This window comes from Burkholderia cepacia, from assembly GCF_001718835.1.
In the GTDB taxonomy this organism is placed as follows: domain Bacteria; phylum Pseudomonadota; class Gammaproteobacteria; order Burkholderiales; family Burkholderiaceae; genus Burkholderia; species Burkholderia cepacia_F.
This window is the reverse complement of sequence record NZ_CP013444.1, coordinates 1,478,824-1,501,187: the sequence shown is the minus strand read 5'-3', so window position 1 is coordinate 1,501,187 and position 22,364 is coordinate 1,478,824. Positions and strand designations below refer to the sequence as shown.

The following is a 22,364-nucleotide window of genomic DNA, read 5'->3' as shown; positions in this document are numbered from 1 at the left end:
TCGAAAGAAAATCCCGCTCCGCGCGGGCGACAAATGCGCTTCAACCCGCGTGCGGGCAGGTCGCCACGAATTCGGGCCGACGGTCTTCGCTCAAGATCGACTCCACGGCCTGGGACAGCAAGTCGCGCCGCGTGGAAAGCGAATAGATGTTTTCCTTCTGATCGAGATTGCCGTTCGGATTGAATACCCGCTCGGCCATCACGCGGTCACCGACGATCCGGCCCAGCAGATTCCTGGCGTCCGCGAGGGTCGGGACAGCCTCCGACACGATCACGTTGGTTTCCCGGCGCTCCGGCTTCATCGTCGCCTTGATGATCAGTTCGTGCGCGTTCTCTCGCGACAGCGTCCAGAGCGCCGAAACCACGACATACAGGTCGTCCCACCGGCGCTCGCCCAGCGTGGCCTTCCAGCCGTCGAGCACCTTGCTCATCGTGGCGACCTGCGAGGACGCCGCCACCCACATGTTGGTCCGGATATCACCGGCCAGCGGCCGCGTATAGGCCGAGAATCCGTCGAACGTGAACGAGCCGCTCTCGATGGTGGACTCCATGAACCGGATCGACGCGGTCAGAATCCTTTGGGACGCGGTCGTCGCATCGACAGGCAGGGAAAGCTGGTGAAGATGCTGCGACACCAGCTTCACCTTCTCCAGATACGCCTGCAGCGGCGGCTTCCACTGCTTGTATTCGGAATAGGCGCCGTAGCCGGACAGGATCGAAAAAATACCGAGCGGAACATGCGCGATCGCCTTCGTCTCTTCGTAGACCAGATCGATGTCCTGCCACGCGTAGGTCGTGTGATCGTCGACCTGCAGCGTGTAGCGCCCGCCATCGAACGTCGCTTCAGCGTATAGGAGCGGATAGATGCCCTGGCCGATCTGTTCGATGTTGGCGGCATAGTTCACGCGCATCGCCGCATCGATGTCGAGCGCGAACTGCGCTGCCTGTTGTTTGGCTGTTCCGGCATGCTCGGCGTAAGCCGGTGAAGTTCGAGGAAAGCCGTTTGCTGGGTCCAGCGCCATTGCATTACCTCCGGTCAGTTGGTCATCGACAGTTCACCCATCATCGTCCACACGTGACAAATCGCGTCGCATATGACGACCCAGATCTCATGGGGCAAGGTCAAGTGCGTGTTCATGGTCAGTCGGGCCGGGTGCCGCATGCGGTCACTTGCAAGCGGCTCCGGCTGTCGCCTTCGAGGTCTAGTATTTCTTCTGGAGCGTGGCCACCGAGACATGCGGCCAGCTCAGCCCGTTGAAGTCGAGGATCACCTTCTGCGTGTACTGAAGCTGGACCTTCGTCTGGCCGTTGTCCTGGTACCTCTCGATCCAGAAGATCGCATCGACGCGCGCCGCATCGGCATTCGGCCCGCCGGCGGCACCTTGCAGGAACGCAATATTGGACGTGCCGCCCCCCGTGCCGGGCGGATTCAACGGCCTCGTCGAGATATGCAGCGTCGTCGTGTGGGTGACATGCTTGCCTGCGAGCCCGCTGTTCAGGACCACGTTCGGATTCTCGACCCACGCCTGCGTGACGTTCGGAATGTCCTGAGGCGGCGTGCGAAACGCGGACGGAATGGACAGGTTCATTTCCGGAAAATCATGCTGCGGCAGCGGGTGCCCCGGATCGCCGATCGGAAACGGCACAATGCTTTCGGGCGCGATAGGCGGCTGCCCATCAAACGAGAACGCGCTGCCCTGCATCAGGATCGACGTGCCATGTGGGATGGTCGCGAGGCGGGCGACCGTCGGGAGATCCTGCGGATTCTCGGTCCGAGGAACGTTGAGCCAGAGCCCGGGCTCGAGATGGATGCCGGGATGGGTGCCGTTTTCGGCGTGCGCATCCGACACTTCCTGCGTATAGGTCAGGCCATACAGATTGATGTCGGCCTGAAGCAGGCCGCGATTCGGAATCGCACCGGGTATCTCCTTGAACGTGATCGTCTCGAGCGTTTCGTTCAATTCCAGGAACCGATCCTGCTGAGCGCCCCCATATCCCGGTCTCCCCGGCCGAATCTGGTGCGGCCGCCAGATCTGGTTGAATCCCGGTCCTTCCCATGTCCCGATCAATTCCCGCAAAAGTCCGAGCCCGTCGATGCCAGGCACATCCGGAATCGTTCCGGATACCGAAGTCAATGTGAACTCTGCCATTTCAGTCTCCATGATTTATCAGTCACTTCGTTAACCTAAATATCTGAATGACTCGCCACTTTCGCCCTCACACCACTCACCGCCCACGACGGCAGCGCCCCGCCCGCCGTCGTTATACGTATCCTTCAGCCGCTTCGGCGAGCGCCACCCTATTGCCGTGCCTGCGCCGCGCCCAGAAGACGTGCTGCGGCCACCGCGTTTCGGCGTCGTAGCGCCGCACGCGCTCCGCGAGATAGCGTCCGAACACGGCGTTGGCGCGCGCGGCATAGGTCAGCGCGCCATCGGGCCGCCCTGCCAGCATGTCGACGATGGCCGGCGCGGCCGCCAGCCCGTCGCAGAGCGCCCCCGAGATCCCCGACGACGTCAACGGATCCAATCCCATCAGCGCGTCACCCACGGCGATCCATCCGCCGCCCGCGCTCCGTTCGAGGCAACCGCTGTGCGCGGCGAATACGTGAACGGCGGCGGGCGTCTGCACCGGCGGCACATGTTTCGCGAGCAGGCGCGTGTCCTGCCAGGCGCGCCGGAACTCGTCGGCATCGCGAAAGCGGCGGGCTGCGGCGATGTCCCGATCGGTCATCAACGTAACGAGCGCGCGCCCGTCCGGCAGGCCGACCGCGTACCACCAGCCGTGCGCGAACGATTCGACGAGCGACAGTCCCGCAAGCTCGCGCGCCAGCGGCGCGTGGACGGCGAGCGCCACCATCCCGTCGAATCGACGCCGGCGCACGCCGAACCACGCCGCCAGCGGCGAGCGGCGTCCGCCCGCGTCGACCAGTGCGCGTGCGCGCAACTCGCCGATCCCGCGAGTCCGTATCGTCCACCCGTCGCTCGCCGGCAAGATCGCCTCCACCCCGCTGCACTGTCGCACCGGGACGCCGCGCGCGCGCACCGCGTCGCGCAGTTGCGCATCGAACGCCGCCCGATCGAGATGCCAGCCGTGTCCGGCCCCGTGGAACAGAAAATGATCCACGCGAGGCTGGTCGTCTCCCCAAAGCGAGAGATTGCCGTGGTAAAAGCCATGGCCGGCGCGCTCCAGCCGGTCGTCGACGCCCAGGCGCCGCAGCAGCGCGGCCACGTCGGGCGTCGCCGATTCACCGATCCGGATCGACTGCGCCGATGGGCGATCGAGCACGGCGACGCGGCACCCGGCCGCATCGAGCGCAAGCGCCGTCGCGCAGCCGGCCGGGCCGGCGCCCACGACCAGCACGTCGTCGCGATCAGTCGTCATTCGACGCACGCGTCGACGGATAGAAGGGACGCGCCAGGGTTCGCTCGACCTCGACGAAGCGCTGCTCGCCCTCGACGCGCTTCTCCATCACGAAGCCGAGCCGCGACCAGTACCGGACCATATCGACGTTGTCGGGGAACATCACGTAATCGCCGGCGAGTTGATCGTAGTCGGTGCCGATCCACGGCACCTGCCGGCCGGTCTGCTGGTCGGGCGGCGGCGGCGCGGCGTTCGCCGCTGCCAGCAACGGCGCGACCTGCGGCTCCAGATAGACGAATTCCGGACGCTGCGCCGGCCACCACCAGAGCGTGCGGTCGCCGATCGGTTGCGACGCGCACTCGTTGAAATCGGCCTGCCACGGCACGGCCATGTAGCGGGTCAGGTCGCCCGGCTCCATGCCGCGTTGCGGATCGTAGCCGAGACTCAGCGGCCCCTCGACGACGAAGCGGCTGCGGATACGGAACGGCTCGGCATAGATTTCGGGCACCCGGGAGATCCAGGTCATTTCGATGCCCGGCGAGAACGCACCACCCACGCAGTTATCGAGCACGCCGCGCGTAAGCGCGTCGGGCGGCGGCGTGGTCGGCCGCTCGTTGACGAAGTGCCCTTTCGCCCATTGCTGCAGAAAGAAGTACTGCGTGTCGGTCAGCCGCAGATAGGTGCTCTTGGTATTGCGCGGCTTGACGCGCGAGTCGGTCAGATCCAGGTAGCGGCTGTCGGCCGAGTCATCCATGAGACAGGCGTCGCCGGCCAGGTACGGCATCATCGTGGCGCCGCGCGAATTGACGAAGTCGTTCTCCCGATAAGGCGGCCGCAAGACATCCAGGATGTAGCGCCGCAGCCCCTTGAACGCCTCGTCGCCTTCGCCGTCCGGGCCGATCGCTCCGAGCTTGTCGAAGTCGAACGTGTGCGGCTTCGGCGGAATCGCCGCGACCCACGGATAGAACGTCGCGCGTTCGAGCAACGGTTCGATCTCAGTCCGGAAATTGGGCCGGTAGCCGTGCTTGCCCGATCGCCACATGCCGGCGTCGAGGATCTCCGGATAATGGCCGGCACGCACCATCGCGTCGAATATCGTGTCGTAGAGCGTCACCAGGTTCGGTATTTCCGGCGCGTATTTCGGCGGGCCCACGAGCACGTGCGCGCTGGCGGCATGCACGCTCGGCCGATCGGAGAATTCGATCGTCGCGCCGATCGGGCCGTCGGACGTGTCGTCCCACCAGCCGTCGTTGTTCGCATAGTCGTCAAGCGCCGGCGCCGGATTCGTGGAGCCGGCAATGCCGTAGCCGCCCAGCACCAGCAGCCGTCCCGCGTCGTCGGTGCGCAGCTCGCCGAGCGTCTCGATGGATTGCATCATCGGATAGAGGCGGCCCGGCGGAAAGTGCGCGCCGGTATACCCGCTCGGCACCTGCGCATGATTGAAATGCACGTTCCCCGCCCGCCGACCATGAATCTCGCGTGGCCCCGCATCGATCAGCAGCTGGTGGCGATCGGGGGCGTCCGGGTTGCGTAGCGGGTGGGTCGGCGCATAGCCGTCCTCGCCTTCGGCGGGACTGAACGCATACCAGCTTGGCTTTTTGTTCGCCAGATGGGCCGTCCAGCGGATCGACTTCACGTACGGCGTGTCCAGCGTGACTTCCTCCGCGACGCCGTTCTCGATCCGGTAGATGCGAAAGCGCGCGGCCTGCCGGCGCAGACGCCCTTGCTCATCGCGAAAATCCTGTTGTTGGAACGGCCGCCCATCGGGGTTGATCGGCAGCCCGCGGTAACTTTCGGCGCCGATGTAGAACGTGTCGGGTGCGTTGCCCACACGCGCGACGCCGATCGGCGGATAGATCTTGTATTCGACCATGATGTCCCCCGTCGATCTAGCTTGCGAGCGGCTGCGCGGCGGCTTCGCTCAGTTCCACGATGTCGTTTCGCACGTCGTCCAGCACGGCCGTCAGGTCGGCGCGCTCGGCGCGATCCGAGATGCCGGACGCGACCTGTTGCGCGGCGGCCCGATATCGCTCGAGCATCGACAGATCGCAGCCCGGCCGATAGAGCCAGGTCGGCGCCGCGTTCGGCCCGACCTCGCCGTCGCCCTCGCCATGCATCGGCATCATCATCATGCGCAGCGCGAGCTTCGGCATCACGTGGTGCATGAGCGGCAGGGCCAGCGCGAAGAACGGATCCGGCCGCCCCTGCGCCTCGGCGAAACTCGCCTCCATTGCGTCGAGCATGACGCTGTACGCGATGTCGAAGGTCTCGACGAGCTTGAGCGCAGCGTCGTTCGAGAAGTCTCGCCGTCTCGGATTGGACGTGATCGGACGCGTGCGCGGAAAGTGGAGCACGTCGAGCGCCACGGCGCGGAATTTCCGGAAGTGCGACATCTCGTAAGGCGTGCCGAGAATGGGGCCGTACGTTCCGTCGGTGCGCTGGCCGTAATGGTTGTAGGTTCCCCACTGGCTGTCGGGAATCATCTGCTGATCCTCGGGAATGCTGCCCTCGCCTTGCTGCACGATCTGCTCGATGCCGAACCGTGCGCTGTCGATGTCGTGCACCTGCACCGCCTTGCCGCCGAACTTGCCCAGATAGATGTCGGTGCGCTGACGCGCGCCGGCGGCCGGACGGAACAGCGGCGGGCCGTACGGGTGGCGTTCCGGATACCGCTCCAGGCCGCCGCGCAGCGCCTCGTACAGTTGGGCGATCGTGTCGTACTCGTCGGACTGCGGCGGCGCGTGCGGCGGCGCGGGCGTCTCGATCGCGGCGAAGGTCTTCTCGAACACCTCGGGCGACGCCTTGCACAGCCCGATGAACGGCGTGCGATTCGGGTTGGCATGCGGCAGATAGCACGGGTAGGCCGGCACCGCCGAGCCGGTGAAGCGCGGCCTCCCGCCGATCCCGACGAGGAGGTTGGCCGCCTGGTTGAGGTGGAACATCTCCTCCACCACCACCGAGCGCAATGTCTGATAGGCGTCGCTGGCCGGATCGGCGATCGAGTAGAGGCCCGTCAGATAAGCCGGGACCGTGGTGAGCTCGACCTGGATCGCCAGTTGCGCCGCGTCCTGCAGGCTCGCGCGCGGGTCCGGGGTTGCGCCGTGCCCGACGCCCACCCCATATACGGCGCCGGCCGTCCCGCCCGCACCCAGCCCGCTGCCGATGCGGCTGAACAGGTTGCCGAATGGCTTGTTGGAATTGATTGTGTTCGACATGTGTCCCCCGTGCCCCCCTACGGATAAGGTTGCTTCGTATTGTGTGAAGACGTCGGGCCCGGCCGCTCGGCCACTCGGCAGCGCCGGTCCGGATTGGCGCGAGAACCGGAACAATTCGTTCCGCCGCCAACGAAATCATTCTTTTACCGGGCAAAAATTTTTACTCTTCCATTTGCAACCGCCCAAATTTATTCGTGAATAACTCGACCCCGATCGATTAACCTGATTCATCATTTTTTATAAAACTAGACTACGAATCACCTGGCGTCACCCTGATTTTTCATACAGTTCGAACGCCGGAAAACGGGCACAAGGCATCGTCGCGCGCGCGCCCTTCGGCAGGGAGGCTGCGAGGATTTTTAAATACACATTTATTTACGCATTAAATGCGTGAATCTAGTCGTGGTGCAAACGCTCGCTGCGCGTAGAGTCAAGAGCCAAACCAGCCAGCGACTTCAGGATGACCGCGGTGACGCCCCAGATGTCGTGCCTTTGACGGCCCAGTACCAGAAGCCAGCGCGCTCTCCGTCGATGTACTGCCGTGGCAGATCCGGATTCAGCAGCGTGGCAAACGGAATCTATGGTCACCCCCGCTTTTGCAACCTTGATCTGAATGCCTTCCACGCCGCGCACTATCGTTTCCAGGGCGACTTGCCACGAGCCAGTCTCCGGGGGCATGTTCGCGAATCCGCCATTCGTTTCCGAGACACTTCTTTCGGTTTCCATGTCTTCGTCCGTATGCGATCTGTTGACGACGCCTCGGGCTGATCGTCAGTGAGGTATATTTCCGAGGCCGGTTCTGCTGCTGAACAGATGCACAGCATATGCGCATACACGCAGTGTGAGTAAATTGGACAGTCCCTTCACCAATTCCCCCTATGACTGCCTGCGAGCCCCCGCCGGACAGGATCGAATACCGAATGCAAAATAATGACGACGACCATTCAATTTCATAATCCAGCCGGCATCGCCGCACCGTTCTCCCGTTACAGTCACGGCGTCTCGGCTTCGACTGCGGCGCGCTGGCTACACATTTCCGGCCAGGTCGGCGCCACGCCCGACGGTACCGTTCCGGAGAATCCGGAACAGCAGATGGAGATGGCCTGGGACAATCTGTTCGCTGTGCTGGCCGATGCCGGCATGGTCACGACAGACTTGGTCAAGGTCGACGGCTTCGTTACCCACCCGGATCTGGTGCCGCTCTATCGTACGGTGCGCGAACGGCGGCTGGCCGGCCATGCCCCCGCCTCGACCCTGGTGATCGTTGCCGGTCTGGTGTCACCGAATCTTCAGGTCGAGATCCAGGCTATCGCGGCCAGGTAGCCTGGAAGACGGAACGGTGTACCGCCCAAGAACGACGCGACTCAGGGATGCTTGCGTGCAGATTGTGAGGCGGGTGATCGCGATCCACAGGTGGTACGTTGTCCTGCTGCCGTGATCGACAAACAAGACGATGCCTATCAACATGGTTATTTTTCGCCGCCTCGCCCTTCACCGCTTCGTCAAGATGCATCCCCCCGCACGGCAGGTTTCTCCGGCACCCGACGAACTCGTCACCGCCTATGAAGGCATTCTCCCGGCAAGCCTGCTCGAACTATGGCGCCGAAAGGGCCTTGGGTTCTATGGCGATCTGCAACTCGCCCTGATCGACCCTCGGGCATGGCAACCCGTGCTTGATCGATGGATCGTTTCGCCACCTGACGCCGTGCGACGCATCCCCATCGCCCTGACACCTTTCGGCGTGCTCTTGTATTACCGCAAACTGACATCCACTGACGAGGATGTGGTCTACATCGATCCCGTATCGAAACGGACGGGTGACCTGGCCTGGAGCCTCGACGACTTCTTCAACAAAATCGTTTGTGAGCAAGATCAGCTTGAAACGATCATTTCGCCACCACTGGCGCAGTCCGCACGGCTCGAATGCGGAGTGCTCGCGCCGGGCGAAGTCTACGAAGTCGATCATATGCTGCTTCCTATGCAGATGGTGCGGATCACAAAGGTCAATGCTCTCGACATGCATCGACGCCTTCACGATGCTGTCGATCCGCATGAGCCGAAAGCTGACAAGCCGACAACGGTGGCCGACGCGCTACCGGTCGAATATCGCTCCATGTTCGAGAACGTCGAAACAGGCCCGAGACTCGCCGGCCTGTATTTGTCCTCCTACCTCGACGACCACAGGCTGCTGGCGCTTCGACCGGACGGTCAGTACTACCTGCTGTTCTGGCAAATCCATCACAAGACGTTCGAGCGTATCGAGGTGCGTGCTTACGGCGGTTCCTACGAGGTCTCGCGTAACTCGGATGGCGATGAGACGGTTGAACTTGAGATCGAGCTGCGAAGCGATTCACCAGGCAGCGACTCGAATGACGTCCAGTTGGTCGCTATGTATACAAATGGGGCAACGCTCCTGCTACGCACAAACGAGTTGGAGGGCATGGCTACCGCGATCGGCACCTGGGACCAGATGGGACGGAGCGATGACTATTTCCGCCGGGTGACGCTGGACGATGCCGTTCTGGAGGAGCCGAGCGATGGCCGCATGGCGCCGCCATTCGCAGATTTGCCGCTGGCCCTTCAGGCACTGGTGCATATCGAACCGCTTCTGCCCATGATCACCCATGTCGCTGAACCGAACCCCGATGAAGAGGACGAGGGTGAAGGCACAGTCATGTGCACGCTCAGTCTCGGCGAAGACGACGGATTGCGTATGAACATGCCACTCTTTTCACCGAAGGAGACCGGACGTCAACTCGAAGGATGGATCTGGGAGATGGCTCCCAATGCCTGCAAAGCAGGCATCACATATCGGCGGGGAGAAAATGGTGTCATCGATCATGGTCCCGTTGTCGGCGATGTGTTGACGACCCGAGCTCAGGAGTAGGCAATGACGCCCGTCGGAGTAGAGCTTCAGAGCGCGTGAGATGTGATCGCGACGCGGGTCAGCTGAAGTCGGCCGGCATTTTCCATGCAAGCCGCCATCCGTCTTCCATTGCCGAGCAAGTATGCCCGCGCCGATACATTGACGGTCGGCGCGAGCGGAGATGCATCGCGCCTTTCGAATCGACCTTACGTGCGTCCACGCAATGCCACGACCACTACGCCGGCAATCGCCATCAGGCCGCCGCACAAGGTCGCGATGCCGGGACGCTCACCGGTCAGCGCAGCCGACAACACGGTCGCCACCGCCGGCGTCAGATAGAGGAAATTCGACGCGCGCGCCGCACCGAAGTAACCGAGTGCGAAGGTCCAGGTCGCGTAACCAAGGGCCGCAGGAAACACGCCGAGCACCACCACCGCCGTCAACGTCGCGCTCGGCGCGCTGGCGAGCTGTCCCAGCGCGCCGGGCAACCATGGACTGAGCCATAGCGCGCCGGCCAGCAGCGTGTAGGCGGTGCAGGCCAGCGCGCCGTATACCGGAATCAGCCGCCGCTGCAGCACGAAATAGCTGGCCGAACACAGGGCCGCGCCGAGAATCAGCGTGCTCCCCGCGCAAAGCGTCAAGCCGCCCGGCTGACCATGCGCAATCACGGCAATGCCGGCAAGACTGATCAGCGAACCCAACCATCCCCAGCGGCTGAAGCGCTCGCCGAGAAACACGGCGGCCAGCAGGGCCGTGAAGATCGGCAGGGTGTTCACGATGAAGCTCGCCGCGCCCGGCGCCACGGTTGTCTCGCCGGTGTTGAGCAGCGCGTTGTACAGCGCGATGCCGAGAAAGCCGCACAGCAGGAAGCGCAGCGCATCGCGCCATGCCGGCAAGCGGGGACGGCGCCAGGCAAGCCAGACGATCACGAGCACGGCCGCGGTGGCGAAGCGTGCCGCCGCGAGCTGAAGCGGGGTCAGGCCATGCAGGCCGATCCGGATGAACGGGAAAGCGGACGCCCACGAAACGATCGTGAAGGCGACCGCGCCTGCGGCGACGAGCGGTAGCCGGGCGTCGCGCGATGGGGTCGATGACAGTGTGTTCATGCGGCGATGATGCGGCGTCGCGAGATGTTAAGCTAGCGCACAGATCAACGTCGTGATGTGAACATGGCTCACACCTCCGCCCGCCGGCCGACACGCGGGCCGCGCGAACCCGCAGCGGTCGGGTCTTCTTCTGGCTCCGCGTCCGCCCCGCCCCCCGCTTCCTTGCCTGCGCCCGGTGCGCGGCCGCCGCTCGCGAGCCTGGAGACGGTGTGCACGGTCGCGCGCGAGGGTTCGTTCCTGGCCGCCGCCGACGTCTCCGGCGTGACGCACGGCGCGATCAGCCGGCGGGTGGCCGCCGTCGAGAACTGGCTCGGCCTGACGTTGTTCGAACGTCATGCGCGCGGCGTGCGCCTGACGCCGGACGGGCAGCGCTTCGTCGGCCGGATCGAACAGGCGTTCGCGATCATCGACAGTGCGGCCGATCAGTGGCGTTCGCCGCGCAGCCCGCAACTGGTCAAGCTGAGCGTGGTGCCCGGATTCGCCAAGCTGTGGTTCTTCGCGCACCAGACCGCTTTCGAGCGCGAAGCGCCGCCCCTGCGCATCGAGCTGGATATCGGGCATCGCAACGTGGATATCGCCGGCGGCGAAGCGGACCTGTCGGTCCGGTACGGGCGCGGCAACTGGCGCGATCTCGAGGTCAAGCCGTTCATGCCCGAGACGCTGTATCCGGTCGCGAATCGCGCGCTCGCCGCGCAATTGACGAAGCAGCGCCATCGACGCGGCGACGCCGCGCTACTCGACGTGCCGCTGCTGCACGACGGCGACGCGACAGGCTGGCGCGCGTGGTTCGGTGCGCTGGACATTCCGCTCAAGCCGCGCACGCAGGATCGCCGGTTCGAGGACTACACGGTGGTGCTGGCCGCGGCCGAGGCTGGGCTCGGCGTGGCGCTGGCGCGCACGCCGCTCGCCGCGGCCTATCTCGAGCGTAGCGGCCTCGTCCGCGTAAGCCGCCACGAGGTCGCCTCGCCGCTCAGCTATTACTTCGTGCATGCGAAAGGAGAGAGTCGGCCGCACGTGCTGGCGTTGATGGAGCGGATGCAGAGGGTTCTGGCGGCGGCGCCGTCGAAGTAGATGGGCGCCGCGCCGGTTGGCCGCACTTGCTCGTGCGGCCTGCCGAAAATCACCGGAATGCCCCGCGCCGCCCCCACTCCACCGGCTGTGGGATAATCGTCCGGTTTGCCCAGGGCGCAGCTCAAGAGGTTGTTCGCACGGGCGCGAGTGGCCCTTACCCGCAAGGCCCGCTTCCTTTCTGCGATCGATTTTTCTCTACAGCAACGACAATGCCCACTTACCGCTCCAAAACTTCCACCGCCGGCCGCAACATGGCGGGTGCGCGCTCGCTCTGGCGCGCCACCGGCATGAAAGACGACGATTTCTCGAAGCCGATCATCGCGGTCGTCAACTCGTTCACCCAGTTCGTGCCCGGTCACGTGCACCTGAAGGATCTCGGCCAGCTCGTCGCGCGCGAGATCGAGGCTGCCGGCGGCGTCGCGAAGGAATTCAACACGATCGCGGTCGACGACGGCATCGCAATGGGCCACGACGGCATGCTGTATTCGCTGCCGAGCCGCGACATCATCGCGGATTCGGTCGAATACATGGTGAACGCGCACTGCGCGGACGCGATGGTCTGCATCTCGAACTGCGACAAGATCACGCCGGGGATGCTGATGGCCGCGATGCGCCTGAACATCCCGGTGATCTTCGTGTCCGGCGGCCCGATGGAAGCCGGCAAGACGCGCCTCGCGAACCCGGTGACCAAGACCGTCGAACTGAAGAAGCTCGACCTCGTCGACGCGATGGTGATCGCGGCCGACTCGTCGTATTCGGACGCCGACGTCGCCGAAGTCGAACGCTCGGCCTGCCCGACCTGCGGTTCGTGCTCGGGCATGTTCACCGCGAACTCGATGAACTGCCTGACCGAAGCGCTCGGCCTGTCGCTGCCCGGCAACGGCACGGTGGTGGCCACGCACGCCGATCGCGAGCAATTGTTCAAGCGCGCCGGCCGCCGCATCGTCGAGCTCACCCGCCAGCACTACGAGCAGGACGACGAACGCGTGCTGCCGCGCTCGGTGGGCTTCAAGGCGTTCGAGAACGCGATGACGCTCGACATCGCGATGGGCGGCTCGACCAACACGATCCTGCACCTGCTGGCGATCGCGCAGGAAGCCGGCATCGACTTCACGATGAAGGACATCGACCGCCTGTCGCGCGTCGTGCCGCAGCTGTGCAAGGTCGCGCCGAACACGAACAAGTACCACATCGAGGACGTGCACCGCGCAGGCGGCATCATGGCGATCCTCGGCGAGCTCGACCGCGCCGGCAAGCTGCACACCGACGTGCCGACCGTGCACGCGCCGTCGCTGAAGGAAGCGCTCGACCAGTGGGACATCGTCCGCACGCAGGACGATGCGGTCCGCACGTTCTACCTGGCCGGCCCGGCCGGCATCCCGACGCAGGTCGCGTTCAGCCAGGACACGCGCTGGCCGAGCCTCGACCTCGACCGCGCGGAAGGCTGCATCCGCTCGTACGAGCATGCGTTCTCGAAGGAAGGCGGCCTCGCCGTGCTGACGGGCAACATCGCACTCGACGGTTGCGTGGTGAAGACGGCCGGCGTCGACGAGAGCATCCACGTGTTCGAAGGCTCCGCGCACGTGACCGAATCGCAGGATGAAGCGGTCGAAAACATCCTGAACGACAAGGTCAAGGCCGGCGATATCGTGATCGTGCGCTACGAAGGCCCGAAGGGCGGCCCGGGCATGCAGGAGATGCTCTACCCGACCAGCTACATCAAGTCGAAGGGGCTCGGCAAGGCATGCGCGCTGCTGACGGACGGCCGCTTCTCGGGCGGCACGTCGGGCCTGTCGATCGGCCACTGCTCGCCGGAAGCGGCAGCGGGCGGCGCGATCGGCCTCGTGCGCGACGGCGACAAGATCCGCATCGACATCCCGAACCGCACGATCGACGTGCTGGTGTCCGACGAAGAGCTGGCGCGCCGCCGCGAAGAGCAGAACGCGAAGGGCTGGAAGCCTGCGCAGCCGCGTCCGCGCAAGGTGTCCGCGGCGCTGAAGGCCTACGCGAAGCTGGTCATGTCCGCCGACAAGGGCGCCGTGCGCAACCTGTCGTTGCTCGACGATTGAGCCTGCGGCGGGCTTCGGGCCCGTCCGCCTGTTCGCCAAGCCGCTCTACGGAGCGGCTTTTTAGTTTATGCGGCGGCGAAATGGGATAGGTGATTGACGCATCAGCATGCGGACAGGTCAGTCCGGGCCTGCGTGATAACGTTGCACCTCGCACCGATCACAAAGCACTCAGCACGGCCTCGCATGGCTCGAGTGCGCGAAACGCTTCCACTCCAATACGTTCCATGTCGCCGACACCGTTTCCTGCATTGCTCGACGAAGTACTGCGCACCGTCGTGCGCCGCTACCGGCTGCCGCCGCTCGTTCCAGCATCGTCGCTGTCCGACGCCGCGGGTCCGGCCACCACACTTGCGATCGTGATCGAAGAGGCCCGCAAGACGCTGGTCGGCGGCCAGTCTCCCGGCGCGGAGCTGCAATGCCGCTTCATCGACGCCCTCGCGCAGATGATCCGCGACGCGATGGATACACATTCCGGCGATCCCGCGTTTCAGGCCGCGGTGCTGCGGCACGATGCGCCGAGCGTGCGCGAATACGCGTCGTTGTCCGCGCACGCGGAGCAGGACCGTCGCGCGCTGCACTCGGCCGTCAACGCGATCGCGCACCCGGCCAAGCGCGAACGTCACGCGCACGCGTGGCGACGCGACGCGCTCGCCCGGTTGCATGCTGCTGCGGACGCTGCGTCGTGGGCCGAGCTTCACGCCACGTTGCAGCGCCTGCTCGTGCTGCCGGAGACGGCGACCGACGCCGCCTTCGAGTGCGACATCTCCAAGCTGAAAGACAGCCCCGCGCTCGAACACTTGCTGCGCCTGGACGCACTGGCATCGGATGAGCACGTATGCCAGTACCAGGCGCTCTGGGAACGCCACGGTCCGCACTCGGGCAGCTCGCTCGCCGCAGCGCAGGGCGTCAGTTCGCATCAACGGGGCGCGGCCGTCGAAGCATCGGCCGCGCAGGCGCTCGAGGCACTGGCCGGGCGGCTCAATGCCGCGGATGAGCAGCGCACGTACCGGGTGGTGACGTCGATGCGCGTGCCGTCGTCGATACCGGGCCGGCACGATCGCGCGAAAACCGAATGGGACGCGATCCTGCTCGAACGCGTGCGGGACGATGAGCCCGCGCCTGCCTGGAATGTTCGCTTCCTCGTGGAAGCGAAGGCCTCCGCGGACGCCGCAACCACCGATTTGCCGAGGTTGCTGCGCGGCTTGAGCCTGCTCGCCCAAAGCGACAGGAACACGATCTATTCGTTCGAGACGCACCAGGGCACGGTACGCTTGCACGGCGCGTCGCTGCGGGCGCTGACGACCGACGACGCCGCGCTGCAACGGGAAGTGCTCTATTGCTGCGATGCGTCCGCGGACGCGACGCCGCGCCTGCTGGGCGCCGCGAGCCGGATGCAGTTGCTGTCGGCGCAAGCCAGCCTCGAATACGCGAGCGCGCTCGCGCAACGGGCGGATGCCGACCCGCGCGCCCTCGGCGCGATATGGGATGCGCTTCTGGAGCAATCGCAATGGCGCGCCGTGCTGCATCAGTACCCGATGCTGCGGCAAGGCCGCGAGTTGATGGTTCGGACCGACGATCTGCTGGCCGCGATCGACGGTGCGACGGGATTTGCTGAAGTGGTCATCCAACAGGACGTTAAACCTTGAAAACCGCCATCCGTCGCTGGATCACACGCATCGTCATCGGAATCATCCTGTCCGGGGTGATCGCCGCCGGTCTCGTCGCTTACGGCTATCCTGCCGTCACCGCCACAGTTTGTGCCGCATGCTATGGAATGGAACAGGCAGCGCCGAGACTGATTGTCGATCGGGACATGCCCCCTCGGATGCGCGATGCGCTATCGGCAAATGCGAAGGAAGCGGAATCGCTGGTTCGAGCGTTCTACGGTACGTTCGATCTCGCGCCGATCATCGTTGCCTGCTCCACGGATGAATGCGACCGGCGCATGGGAGGACGTGGCGCCCTTGCCACCACTACCACCACGCCTTTTGCGATCATCACCCGGGTTTCGCCTCGTGGCCAAAACCCCACTATTCTGGCGCACGAGTTCTCGCTCGTAGAACTGCATCGGCGAATTGGCTGGTGGAAGTTGGCCAACGGCGCCATGCCCGTCTGGTTCGACGAGGGCGTCGCGGTCATTGTCTCTGACGATGCCCGATACCTGAACCCGGAAACGACGGCGGCCGAGCGATGCGTCAGGGAGAGTGCGCGTTCGCTTCCGTCGAGTCCTGCCGAGTGGGGGCCTCGTGCCGGCAAAGACCGGATGATCTATGCCGACGCCGCTTGTCGCGTTCTGCAATGGATGGATGCCCACGGTGGCCGGGACGGCCTGCTGCGGACAATCGATGCCGCCAGGGACGAGACCTTCAACCCTCGGTGACTATCGGCACGCTCCTTGTGAGGTTCTTCTGCTCCGCCACGCCACGGCACGGAACAAGGCCCCGGATGCGGCCCTCAGCGCCGGCGACTCGCTTGTGCTGAGCTGCGAACGAAAGAACGGCCCGGGCAAATAACCGATCGTCTGCGCACGCCCGGTCTCTCACATGCCGCAACGTCCCTGATTCCCGCTCACCAGAACCAGCGCGGTTCCCCGTACAATCCCCGGCAAGCAAATTGCCCCTCGACCCGCGTGACGACCACCCTCGCCCAGCTGCGCGCCGGCCAACTCGCCGGCGCCCGCCACCTCAAGCTCGCCTGCGGCCTGACCGAATTCCCCCGTGAAATCTTCGATCTCGCCGACACGCTCGAAGTGCTCGACCTGACCGGCAATGCGCTCACCGCGCTGCCGGACGACCTGCCGCGCCTGCATCGCCTGCGCATCCTGTTCGCGTCCGGCAACCGCTTCACCGAATTGCCCGAAGTACTCGGCGCGTGCCCGCAGTTGAGCATGATCGGCTTCAAGGCGAACCGCATCCGCACGGTCAGCGGCAAATCACTTCCGCCCCTGCTTCGCTGGCTGATCCTCACCGACAACGAAGTCGACACGCTGCCCGCGGAAATCGGCAACTGCGCCCATCTGCAGAAACTGATGCTCGCCGGCAACCGGCTGCGCACGCTGCCGGAATCGATGTCCGCGTGCTCGCGGCTCGAACTCGTGCGCTTGTCCGCGAATCAGTTGCGCGCGCTGCCCGATTGGCTGCTGCGCTTGCCGCGGCTGGCATGGCTCGCCTATGCCGGCAACCCGCTCGGCGCGGCGCTGGAAGCGGCAGCGTCGGCCGATTCGACCCTCCCCGAGGTGCCGTGGGAAACGCTGGCGCTGGAGCAAAAGCTCGGCGAAGGCGCGTCCGGCGTCATCCATCGGGCACGCCGCCTTCCCGATGCAGCCGACGCGTCGCGGCACGTCGCCGTCAAGCTGTTCAAGGGCGCGGTGACGAGCGACGGCCTGCCCGATCGCGAAATGGCAGCATGCCTGCATGCCGGCCGCCACCCGAACATGATCCCGGTGATCGGCAAGGTGAAAGACCATCCGGCGCACGCGCATGGTCTCGTGATGGAACTGATCGATCCCGCATTCGTGAACCTCGCCGCGCCGCCCAGCCTCGCGTCCTGCACACGCGACGTCTATGCGGACGACGCGCGATTCGATCCCGCATCGGCATTGGGTATCGCGCACGGCATCGCGTCGGCGGCGCATCATCTGCACGAACGCGGCATCATGCACGGCGACCTGTATGCGCACAACATCCTGCATCGCGGCGCGGGGCAGGCGTTATTGGGCGATTTCGGCGCGGCGTCCTTTTACGACGCCAACGATGCGGCACTCGGCGCGGCGCTGCAGCGGCTCGAGGTGCGCGCATTCGGTTACCTGCTCGACGAACTGATCGAGCGCTGCGACGCCGCCAGGCTGCCCGCCCGTCGCGAGCTTGAAGCGCTCGCGGCGGCTTGCCTGAGTGAAGATGTCGAGAGCCGGCCTTCGTTCGACGCAATCGCGTCCGGCTTGCAGGCTTGGGCAAACCTCGCGTCGACGCAGCCGCGATCGTCCTGAAACGGCCCGGCCCGCGACGACGCATCCACCGCCTCGCATCCCTTCGCAACAACCTCTACCGCATTCGCACCGACACGAACTTCCGCGCGTTGTTGCGCTGGATCAGCACCGCGATCACGCTGCCGCCGTTCGCTTCGAGCGACTGCACGTCGTCCGGCGTCTCGAGCAGCGTGTCGTTGAGCTCCAGCACGACGTCGCCCGGCTGGATGCCCGCGTTCGCTGCCGGGCCGTGCACCGCGTCCACCATCATCCCGACCGCGAGCCCGGTCGAGCGGCGCTCGTCGTCGCTCAGCGCGTGCATCGTCAGCCCGAGGCGATCGCCGCCGCCTTCGGCCGGTCGCGCGCCGCCGCCCATGTCGGCGCCCGCTTCGGCCGCGCCGGCGGCCCCCGCCGAGCCGCCCGCGCCGGCCGTCACCGTCAGCGTGATCGCCTTGCGGTTGCGGATCAGCCTGAGCGGCGTCTTCGCGCCTTGCGGCAACGCCGCCGCATAGTCGCTCAGTTCGACCGAGTGACCGATCGGCCGGTTGCCGATCTGCACGATCACGTCGCCGGGCCTCACGCCGGCCGCGGCGGCCGGCGAGCCGGGCGCCACGCCGTTGACGAGCGCGCCCGCCGGACGCGGCAGCCCGAACGCGGCCGCGAGCCCCGCGCCGACGTCCTGCACGTCGATGCCGAGCGCATTCCCCGACGGATTGCGCTGCGCCTGCATCTGCTTCTGCAGTTGCGCACGCACCCTGGCCGCCAGGCCGATCGGAATCGCGAACGTCATGCTCGCGTAGCGGTCGGTGCCCGTATAGACCTGCACCGCGATGCCGATCACGTCGCCCGCGCGATTGAAGACGGGGCCGCCCGAGTTGTCGGGGTTCGGCGCGATGTCGGTTTCGAAGAACGGAAACGCGCTGCCGTCCGGCAGCCGGTGCGACGTGGCGCTGACGATGCCGGCCGTGACCGTGTTGCCCGATCCGTCCGGCGCGCCGATCGTCATCACCGGTTCGCCCGCGCGTACCTTCGACGAATCGCCGAGCCGGACCACCGGCAGCTTGGTCGCGTCGATCCGCAGCACGGCGACGTCGCTTTGCGGATCGACGGCCAGCACGGTCGCCTTGAATTCGCGGCGATCGGTGAGCCGCACGGTCACGTCGGTCGCATCGTCGACCACGTGCGCGGAGGTGAGGATCAGGCCGTCGGCGCTGACGATGAAACCCGAGCCGCTGCCGGACAGCGTGCGCGGCGCGATCTCCGGCGTCGGCGGCGGCTGCGGCGCGCCGCGCCGGAAGAATGCGGCGAGCGGATCGTCGGGATCGAGCGCCGCAACGCCCGGCGCGGCAGGCGCAGGCGCTTGCGGCTCGGCGGAGGCCGCACTGATGTACACGACGGCCGGGCCGTAACGTTCGACGATCGCAGGGAGATCGACGGGCGACGCGGCGGGCGGCGCCGCGCGTCGTTCCTTCGCGGGGCTCGCCGCGTCGGCCACGGGCTGCAGGCCCAGGCAGACGGCAAACACGCCCCCGATCAACGCGGTGCGAAGCACGGCGCGAGCAAGCGTCTGGCGAACCACGGTGCACCTCCCCCGGGCAGTCGCCGCGCCGCGCGATGCGCGAGACGCGCAGGCGCCTGACAAGCACCGGTACACGCATCCATTTATAGTCCACGCCGCGCGCCAGAGCATACGAATCGACGACGGCTCGAACAGGCCGTGCATCGGCCGCGAAACGGCGGCGGCATTCGTTCCGGTCAAACCGGCCGCTTCGTCAATCCGCACAATTCCGACGGTTCGCCAACCCCGCCGGCGACGGCCGGATCAGCGCCCGCCGATCCGTTTCGCCAGCACCGACAGCGTGCGCAACAGCGGCTCGAACGCGTCGGCCGACGTATTGCCGAAACCGAGCACGAGCCCGTTGAGCGCCGTCTCCGCGCGCATCGAGAAACCCGACAGCGGGAACGGCCCGATGCCGTGCGCGCGCGCGGCGTCGACGATCGCGCGATCGCGGTAGCGCGCAGGCAGCCGCAGCGCGAGATGCAGCCCGCACGGCCCGCCCTCGACGCGATGCGGGATGCTCAGCGCGCTGTCGAGCGCGGCCAGCAGCGCGAGGCGGCGATCGCGGTACAGCCGGCGCATGCGGCCGAGATGGCGGCCGTACTCGCCCGTCTCGATGAAATCCGCCAGCGCGAGCTGCACGTGGCGCGTGCCGCCGCGCAGCATCTCCGGCAGCACCGGTCGCACCGTGGCCAGCAGCGCATCGGGCAGCACGAGAAACCCGATGCGCAGCGCCGGAAACATCGTCTTGCTGAACGAGCCGAGATAGACGACGGGCGAATCGGGCGCGAGCCCGTGCATCGCGCCGATCGGCTCGCCGGTGTGACGGAATTCGCTGTCGTAGTCGTCCTCGATGATCCACGCGCGATGCCGGCGCGCGGCATCGATCAGCGCGAGCCGACGCGAGATCGACAGCACGGCGCCGGTCGGGAACTGGTTCGACGGCGTCGTATAGACGAGGCGCGGCGTCCGCTCGCGCCAGTCGTCCGCTTCGGCGCGCAGCCCTTCCGCGTCGACCGGCATCGGCACGACGTCGAGGTCGGCCGCCTGCATCGCGGTGCGCGCGCCGCGATAGCCGGGCTCCTCGACCCACACCGTATCGCCCGGGTTCGTCAGCAGCTGCGCACACAACGAGATCGCACCCTGTGCGCCCTCCGTGATCACGATCTGCTCGGGATCGCAGCGCACGCCGCGCGTCACGGCCAGGTGGCGCGCAATCGATTCGCGCAGCGCGCGCTCGCCGAGCGGATCGCCATAGCCGAGCAGGTCGCGGCCGCTGCGGCGCAGCGCACGGTCGATCGCGTGGCGCCACGCGTCCACCGGGAAATGCGTCAGCGCGGGCACGCCCGGCCGGAAACCCTCCGATTCGCCGGTGCCGATGCGGCTCGGGCGAATGCGGCCGAGCCGCTGCGCGACGGCCGGCGGCGCGGTGCGCCGGCGCGGCTCGGCCCGGCGCGCCAGCCCGACGACACGCGTGCCGCGGCGGTCGGACTGCAGGAAGCCTTCGGCAACGAGCTGCTCGTAGACGGCGGCCGTCGTGTTGCGCGACACGCCGAGCGTCTCGGCCAGCGCACGCGTGCCGGGCAGCCGCGTGCCGGCCGGCATCGCGCCGCCGAGAATCGCGTCGCGCACGCGGCGCAGCAACTGGCGCTGCAGCGAAGGCGCACCCGGCGTGCGCGCCAGCGGCGCGTCGAGCTGCGGAAGGACGTCGTCGGAAGGCAAGGCGGGAGTCATGAAAGGCGTGGCACCATAAATTGTGGAATCGCTGGCGCTTTTCATGGTACCTCGCCGGCACTACGATCGTCTTCAGGCCGGTACTTCGCCGGCCGTGTCCACGAAGCGAGATCGACCTTGTCCACGACCAACGCCTACCAACAGCCCGTCGGGCAGCCGCTGCCCGACTGGTCCGCCCGCCCCCGCCCGCGGCCCGTCACGCTCCACGGGCGTCATTGCCGCATCGAGCCGCTCGACGCCGAGCGCCACGCGGCCGATCTGTACGCCGCCTACGCCGCGGCCCCCGACGGCCGCCACTGGACCTATCTGGCGCATGGGCCGTACACGGACGAAGCGAGCTATCGCGCGTATGCGCACACTGCCGCCGCCAGCACCGACCCGATGCATTTCGCGGTGATCGACGTCGCGAGCGGCCGCGCGGTCGGCACGCTCGCGCTGATGCGCATCGATCCGGCCAACGGCGTGATCGAGGTCGGCTCCGTCACGTTCTCGCCGCTGCTCAAGCGCACGCCCGTCTCGACCGAAGCGCAGTTCCTGCTGATGAAGTACGCGTTCGACACGCTCGGCTACCGGCGCTACGAATGGAAATGCGACGACCTGAACGTGCCGTCGCGCAAGGCCGCCGCGCGGCTCGGCTTCCGCTACGAAGGCACGTTCCGGCAGGCGATCATCTACCGCGGCCGCAATCGCGACACCGCGTGGTTCTCGATCATCGACGGCGAATGGCCCGCGCTCGCGGCGGCGTTCGACGCGTGGCTGTCGCCCGCCAACTTCGACGGGGAAGGCGCGCAGCGCGCGTCGCTCACCGCGATCCGCCACGCGCAGGCGCGCGCGCGCGATGCGGCCGGCCGCGCGGACAGCGCAACGCACATCGCGGTCCGGCCGCTCGAGGCCGCCGACGAAGCCGCATGGCGCCCGCTGTGGTGCGCGTATCGGCGGTTCTACGACACCGCGCTGAGCGACGCGGTGTTCGCGACGACCTGGGCCCGCCTGATGGATCCTGCCGAGCCGATGTTCGTGCTCGGCGCATTCGACGCATCGGGGGCGCTGGTCGGGATCGTGCATTCGATCTACCACCGCTCGTGCTGGACCGAAGGGCCGTACTGCTATCTGCAGGACCTGTACACCGCGCCCGACGCACGCGGGCAAGGCGCAGGCGGTGCGCTGATCGAGGCCGTGTACGAGCATGCCCGCGAAGCCGGCGCGAGCCGCGTGTACTGGCTCACGCATGAAACCAACACGACCGCGCGCGCGCTGTACGACAAGCTCGCGAACAACGCCGGGTTCATCCAGTACCGGAAGGACCTGGAGTAACGCGAGCGCGACGGCCGCCCGGTGAAACGCGCACTCGGGCGGCAATGCGGCGCGCACCGGGAGGAACCTCCCTATCCGGTCCCGCCCCACCTGCAGACGGCGCGTGAA

General features: G+C 66.4%; 17 protein-coding genes. 8 read left to right on the top strand and 9 right to left on the bottom strand.

The genetic code is table 11. The annotated features are described in order from the left end of the window. Nucleotides 1-40: 40 nt before the first annotated feature. The 6 genes from WT26_RS26885 to WT26_RS38620 form a co-directional block, all read right to left on the bottom strand. Nucleotides 41-1,021 (bottom strand): hypothetical protein, encoded by a 981-nt coding sequence (locus tag WT26_RS26885; protein ID WP_155123224.1) that lies wholly within the window; start codon nt 1,019-1,021, stop codon nt 41-43. 180 nt (nt 1,022-1,201) lie between these two features. Next, a complete protein-coding gene (locus tag WT26_RS26880) occupies nt 1,202-2,149 on the bottom strand; it encodes a heme-binding protein (RefSeq protein WP_155123223.1) in 948 nt (315 codons plus the stop codon). 112 nt (nt 2,150-2,261) lie between these two features. Beyond that, on the bottom strand, nt 2,262-3,350 hold the full coding sequence (locus WT26_RS26875) for an NAD(P)/FAD-dependent oxidoreductase (protein WP_196774828.1): 1,089 nt from the start codon (nt 3,348-3,350) through the stop codon (nt 2,262-2,264). 19 nt (nt 3,351-3,369) lie between these two features. After that, nucleotides 3,370-5,232 carry a LodA/GoxA family CTQ-dependent oxidase gene (locus tag WT26_RS26870; RefSeq protein WP_059952591.1) on the bottom strand — a complete coding sequence of 621 codons (1,863 nt, stop codon included), beginning with the start codon at nt 5,230-5,232 and terminating at the stop codon, nt 3,370-3,372. Between the two features lie 16 nt (nt 5,233-5,248). Beyond that, nucleotides 5,249-6,574 carry a ferritin-like domain-containing protein gene (locus WT26_RS26865; protein ID WP_069271203.1) on the bottom strand — a complete coding sequence of 442 codons (1,326 nt, stop codon included), beginning with the start codon at nt 6,572-6,574 and terminating at the stop codon, nt 5,249-5,251. A gap of 396 nt (nt 6,575-6,970) precedes the next feature. Further along, complete coding sequence (locus WT26_RS38620; RefSeq protein WP_230461751.1) at nt 6,971-7,300, bottom strand: hypothetical protein; 330 nt, start codon at nt 7,298-7,300, stop codon at nt 6,971-6,973. A 204-nt stretch (nt 7,301-7,504) separates the two neighbouring features. On the opposite strand from WT26_RS38620, the gene WT26_RS26860 reads away from it, so the two are divergent. Beyond that, a complete protein-coding gene (locus WT26_RS26860; protein ID WP_069271202.1) occupies nt 7,505-7,897 on the top strand; it encodes a RidA family protein in 393 nt (130 codons plus the stop codon). Nucleotides 7,898-8,027: 130 nt separating this feature from the next. Then, nucleotides 8,028-9,461 carry a GAD-like domain-containing protein gene (locus WT26_RS26855; protein WP_196774827.1) on the top strand — a complete coding sequence of 478 codons (1,434 nt, stop codon included), beginning with the start codon at nt 8,028-8,030 and terminating at the stop codon, nt 9,459-9,461. Between the two features lie 185 nt (nt 9,462-9,646). Here WT26_RS26855 and WT26_RS26850 read toward each other — a convergent pair whose 3' ends face one another. Next, complete coding sequence (locus WT26_RS26850) at nt 9,647-10,546, bottom strand: DMT family transporter (RefSeq protein WP_069274341.1); 900 nt, start codon at nt 10,544-10,546, stop codon at nt 9,647-9,649. A 63-nt stretch (nt 10,547-10,609) separates the two neighbouring features. Between WT26_RS26850 and WT26_RS26845 the strand changes: the two genes are divergently transcribed. The 5 genes from WT26_RS26845 (at nt 10,610) to WT26_RS26825 (ending at nt 17,671) form a co-directional block, all read left to right on the top strand. After that, nucleotides 10,610-11,617, top strand: a complete 1,008-nt coding sequence (locus tag WT26_RS26845) for a LysR substrate-binding domain-containing protein (protein WP_081333769.1) — start codon at nt 10,610-10,612, stop codon at nt 11,615-11,617. Between the two features lie 209 nt (nt 11,618-11,826). Continuing rightward, nucleotides 11,827-13,686, top strand: a complete 1,860-nt coding sequence (gene ilvD / locus WT26_RS26840) for a dihydroxy-acid dehydratase (protein ID WP_069274339.1) — start codon at nt 11,827-11,829, stop codon at nt 13,684-13,686. Nucleotides 13,687-13,910: 224 nt separating this feature from the next. Then, nucleotides 13,911-15,332 carry a 3-deoxy-D-arabino-heptulosonate 7-phosphate synthase gene (locus WT26_RS26835; protein ID WP_069274338.1) on the top strand — a complete coding sequence of 474 codons (1,422 nt, stop codon included), beginning with the start codon at nt 13,911-13,913 and terminating at the stop codon, nt 15,330-15,332. Further along, nucleotides 15,329-16,066, top strand: a complete 738-nt coding sequence (locus WT26_RS26830) for a hypothetical protein (protein ID WP_069271197.1) — start codon at nt 15,329-15,331, stop codon at nt 16,064-16,066. Before WT26_RS26835 ends, WT26_RS26830 begins: the two co-directional genes overlap by 4 nt. A gap of 249 nt (nt 16,067-16,315) precedes the next feature. Continuing rightward, nucleotides 16,316-17,671, top strand: a complete 1,356-nt coding sequence (locus WT26_RS26825; protein WP_069274337.1) for a leucine-rich repeat-containing protein kinase family protein — start codon at nt 16,316-16,318, stop codon at nt 17,669-17,671. A 55-nt stretch (nt 17,672-17,726) separates the two neighbouring features. Here WT26_RS26825 and WT26_RS26820 read toward each other — a convergent pair whose 3' ends face one another. Both WT26_RS26820 and WT26_RS26815 read right to left on the bottom strand, forming a co-directional pair. Further along, nucleotides 17,727-19,229: a trypsin-like peptidase domain-containing protein gene (locus WT26_RS26820; RefSeq protein WP_069274336.1), complete on the bottom strand. Its 1,503-nt coding sequence runs from the start codon at nt 19,227-19,229 to the stop codon at nt 17,727-17,729. A gap of 243 nt (nt 19,230-19,472) precedes the next feature. Further along, nucleotides 19,473-20,942, bottom strand: coding sequence for a PLP-dependent aminotransferase family protein (locus tag WT26_RS26815; protein WP_069274335.1), 1,470 nt, complete (start codon nt 20,940-20,942; stop codon nt 19,473-19,475). 117 nt (nt 20,943-21,059) lie between these two features. Here WT26_RS26815 and WT26_RS26810 point away from each other — a divergent pair, with 117 nt between their 5' ends. Next, nucleotides 21,060-22,256 carry a GNAT family N-acetyltransferase gene (locus WT26_RS26810; protein ID WP_069274334.1) on the top strand — a complete coding sequence of 399 codons (1,197 nt, stop codon included), beginning with the start codon at nt 21,060-21,062 and terminating at the stop codon, nt 22,254-22,256. The last annotated feature ends 108 nt before the right edge of the window (nt 22,257-22,364 follow it).

Excerpts from the sequence above, each read along its gene's own strand:
- WT26_RS26885 (WP_155123224.1), bottom strand. The coding sequence starts at position 1,021 with ATGGCGCTGGACCCAGCAAACGGCTTTCCTCGAACTTCACCGGCTTAC.
- WT26_RS26880 (WP_155123223.1), bottom strand. The coding sequence starts at position 2,149 with ATGGCAGAGTTCACATTGACTTCGGTATCCGGAACGATTCCGGATGTG.
- WT26_RS26870 (WP_059952591.1), bottom strand. The coding sequence starts at position 5,232 with ATGGTCGAATACAAGATCTATCCGCCGATCGGCGTCGCGCGTGTGGGC.
- WT26_RS26865 (WP_069271203.1), bottom strand. The coding sequence starts at position 6,574 with ATGTCGAACACAATCAATTCCAACAAGCCATTCGGCAACCTGTTCAGC.
- WT26_RS38620 (WP_230461751.1), bottom strand. The coding sequence starts at position 7,300 with ATGGAAACCGAAAGAAGTGTCTCGGAAACGAATGGCGGATTCGCGAAC.
- WT26_RS26860 (WP_069271202.1), top strand. The coding sequence starts at position 7,505 with ATGACGACGACCATTCAATTTCATAATCCAGCCGGCATCGCCGCACCG.
- WT26_RS26855 (WP_196774827.1), top strand. The coding sequence starts at position 8,028 with ATGCCTATCAACATGGTTATTTTTCGCCGCCTCGCCCTTCACCGCTTC.
- WT26_RS26850 (WP_069274341.1), bottom strand. The coding sequence starts at position 10,546 with ATGAACACACTGTCATCGACCCCATCGCGCGACGCCCGGCTACCGCTC.
- WT26_RS26845 (WP_081333769.1), top strand. The coding sequence starts at position 10,610 with ATGGCTCACACCTCCGCCCGCCGGCCGACACGCGGGCCGCGCGAACCC.
- ilvD (WP_069274339.1), top strand. The coding sequence starts at position 11,827 with ATGCCCACTTACCGCTCCAAAACTTCCACCGCCGGCCGCAACATGGCG.
- WT26_RS26835 (WP_069274338.1), top strand. The coding sequence starts at position 13,911 with ATGTCGCCGACACCGTTTCCTGCATTGCTCGACGAAGTACTGCGCACC.
- WT26_RS26815 (WP_069274335.1), bottom strand. The coding sequence starts at position 20,942 with ATGACTCCCGCCTTGCCTTCCGACGACGTCCTTCCGCAGCTCGACGCG.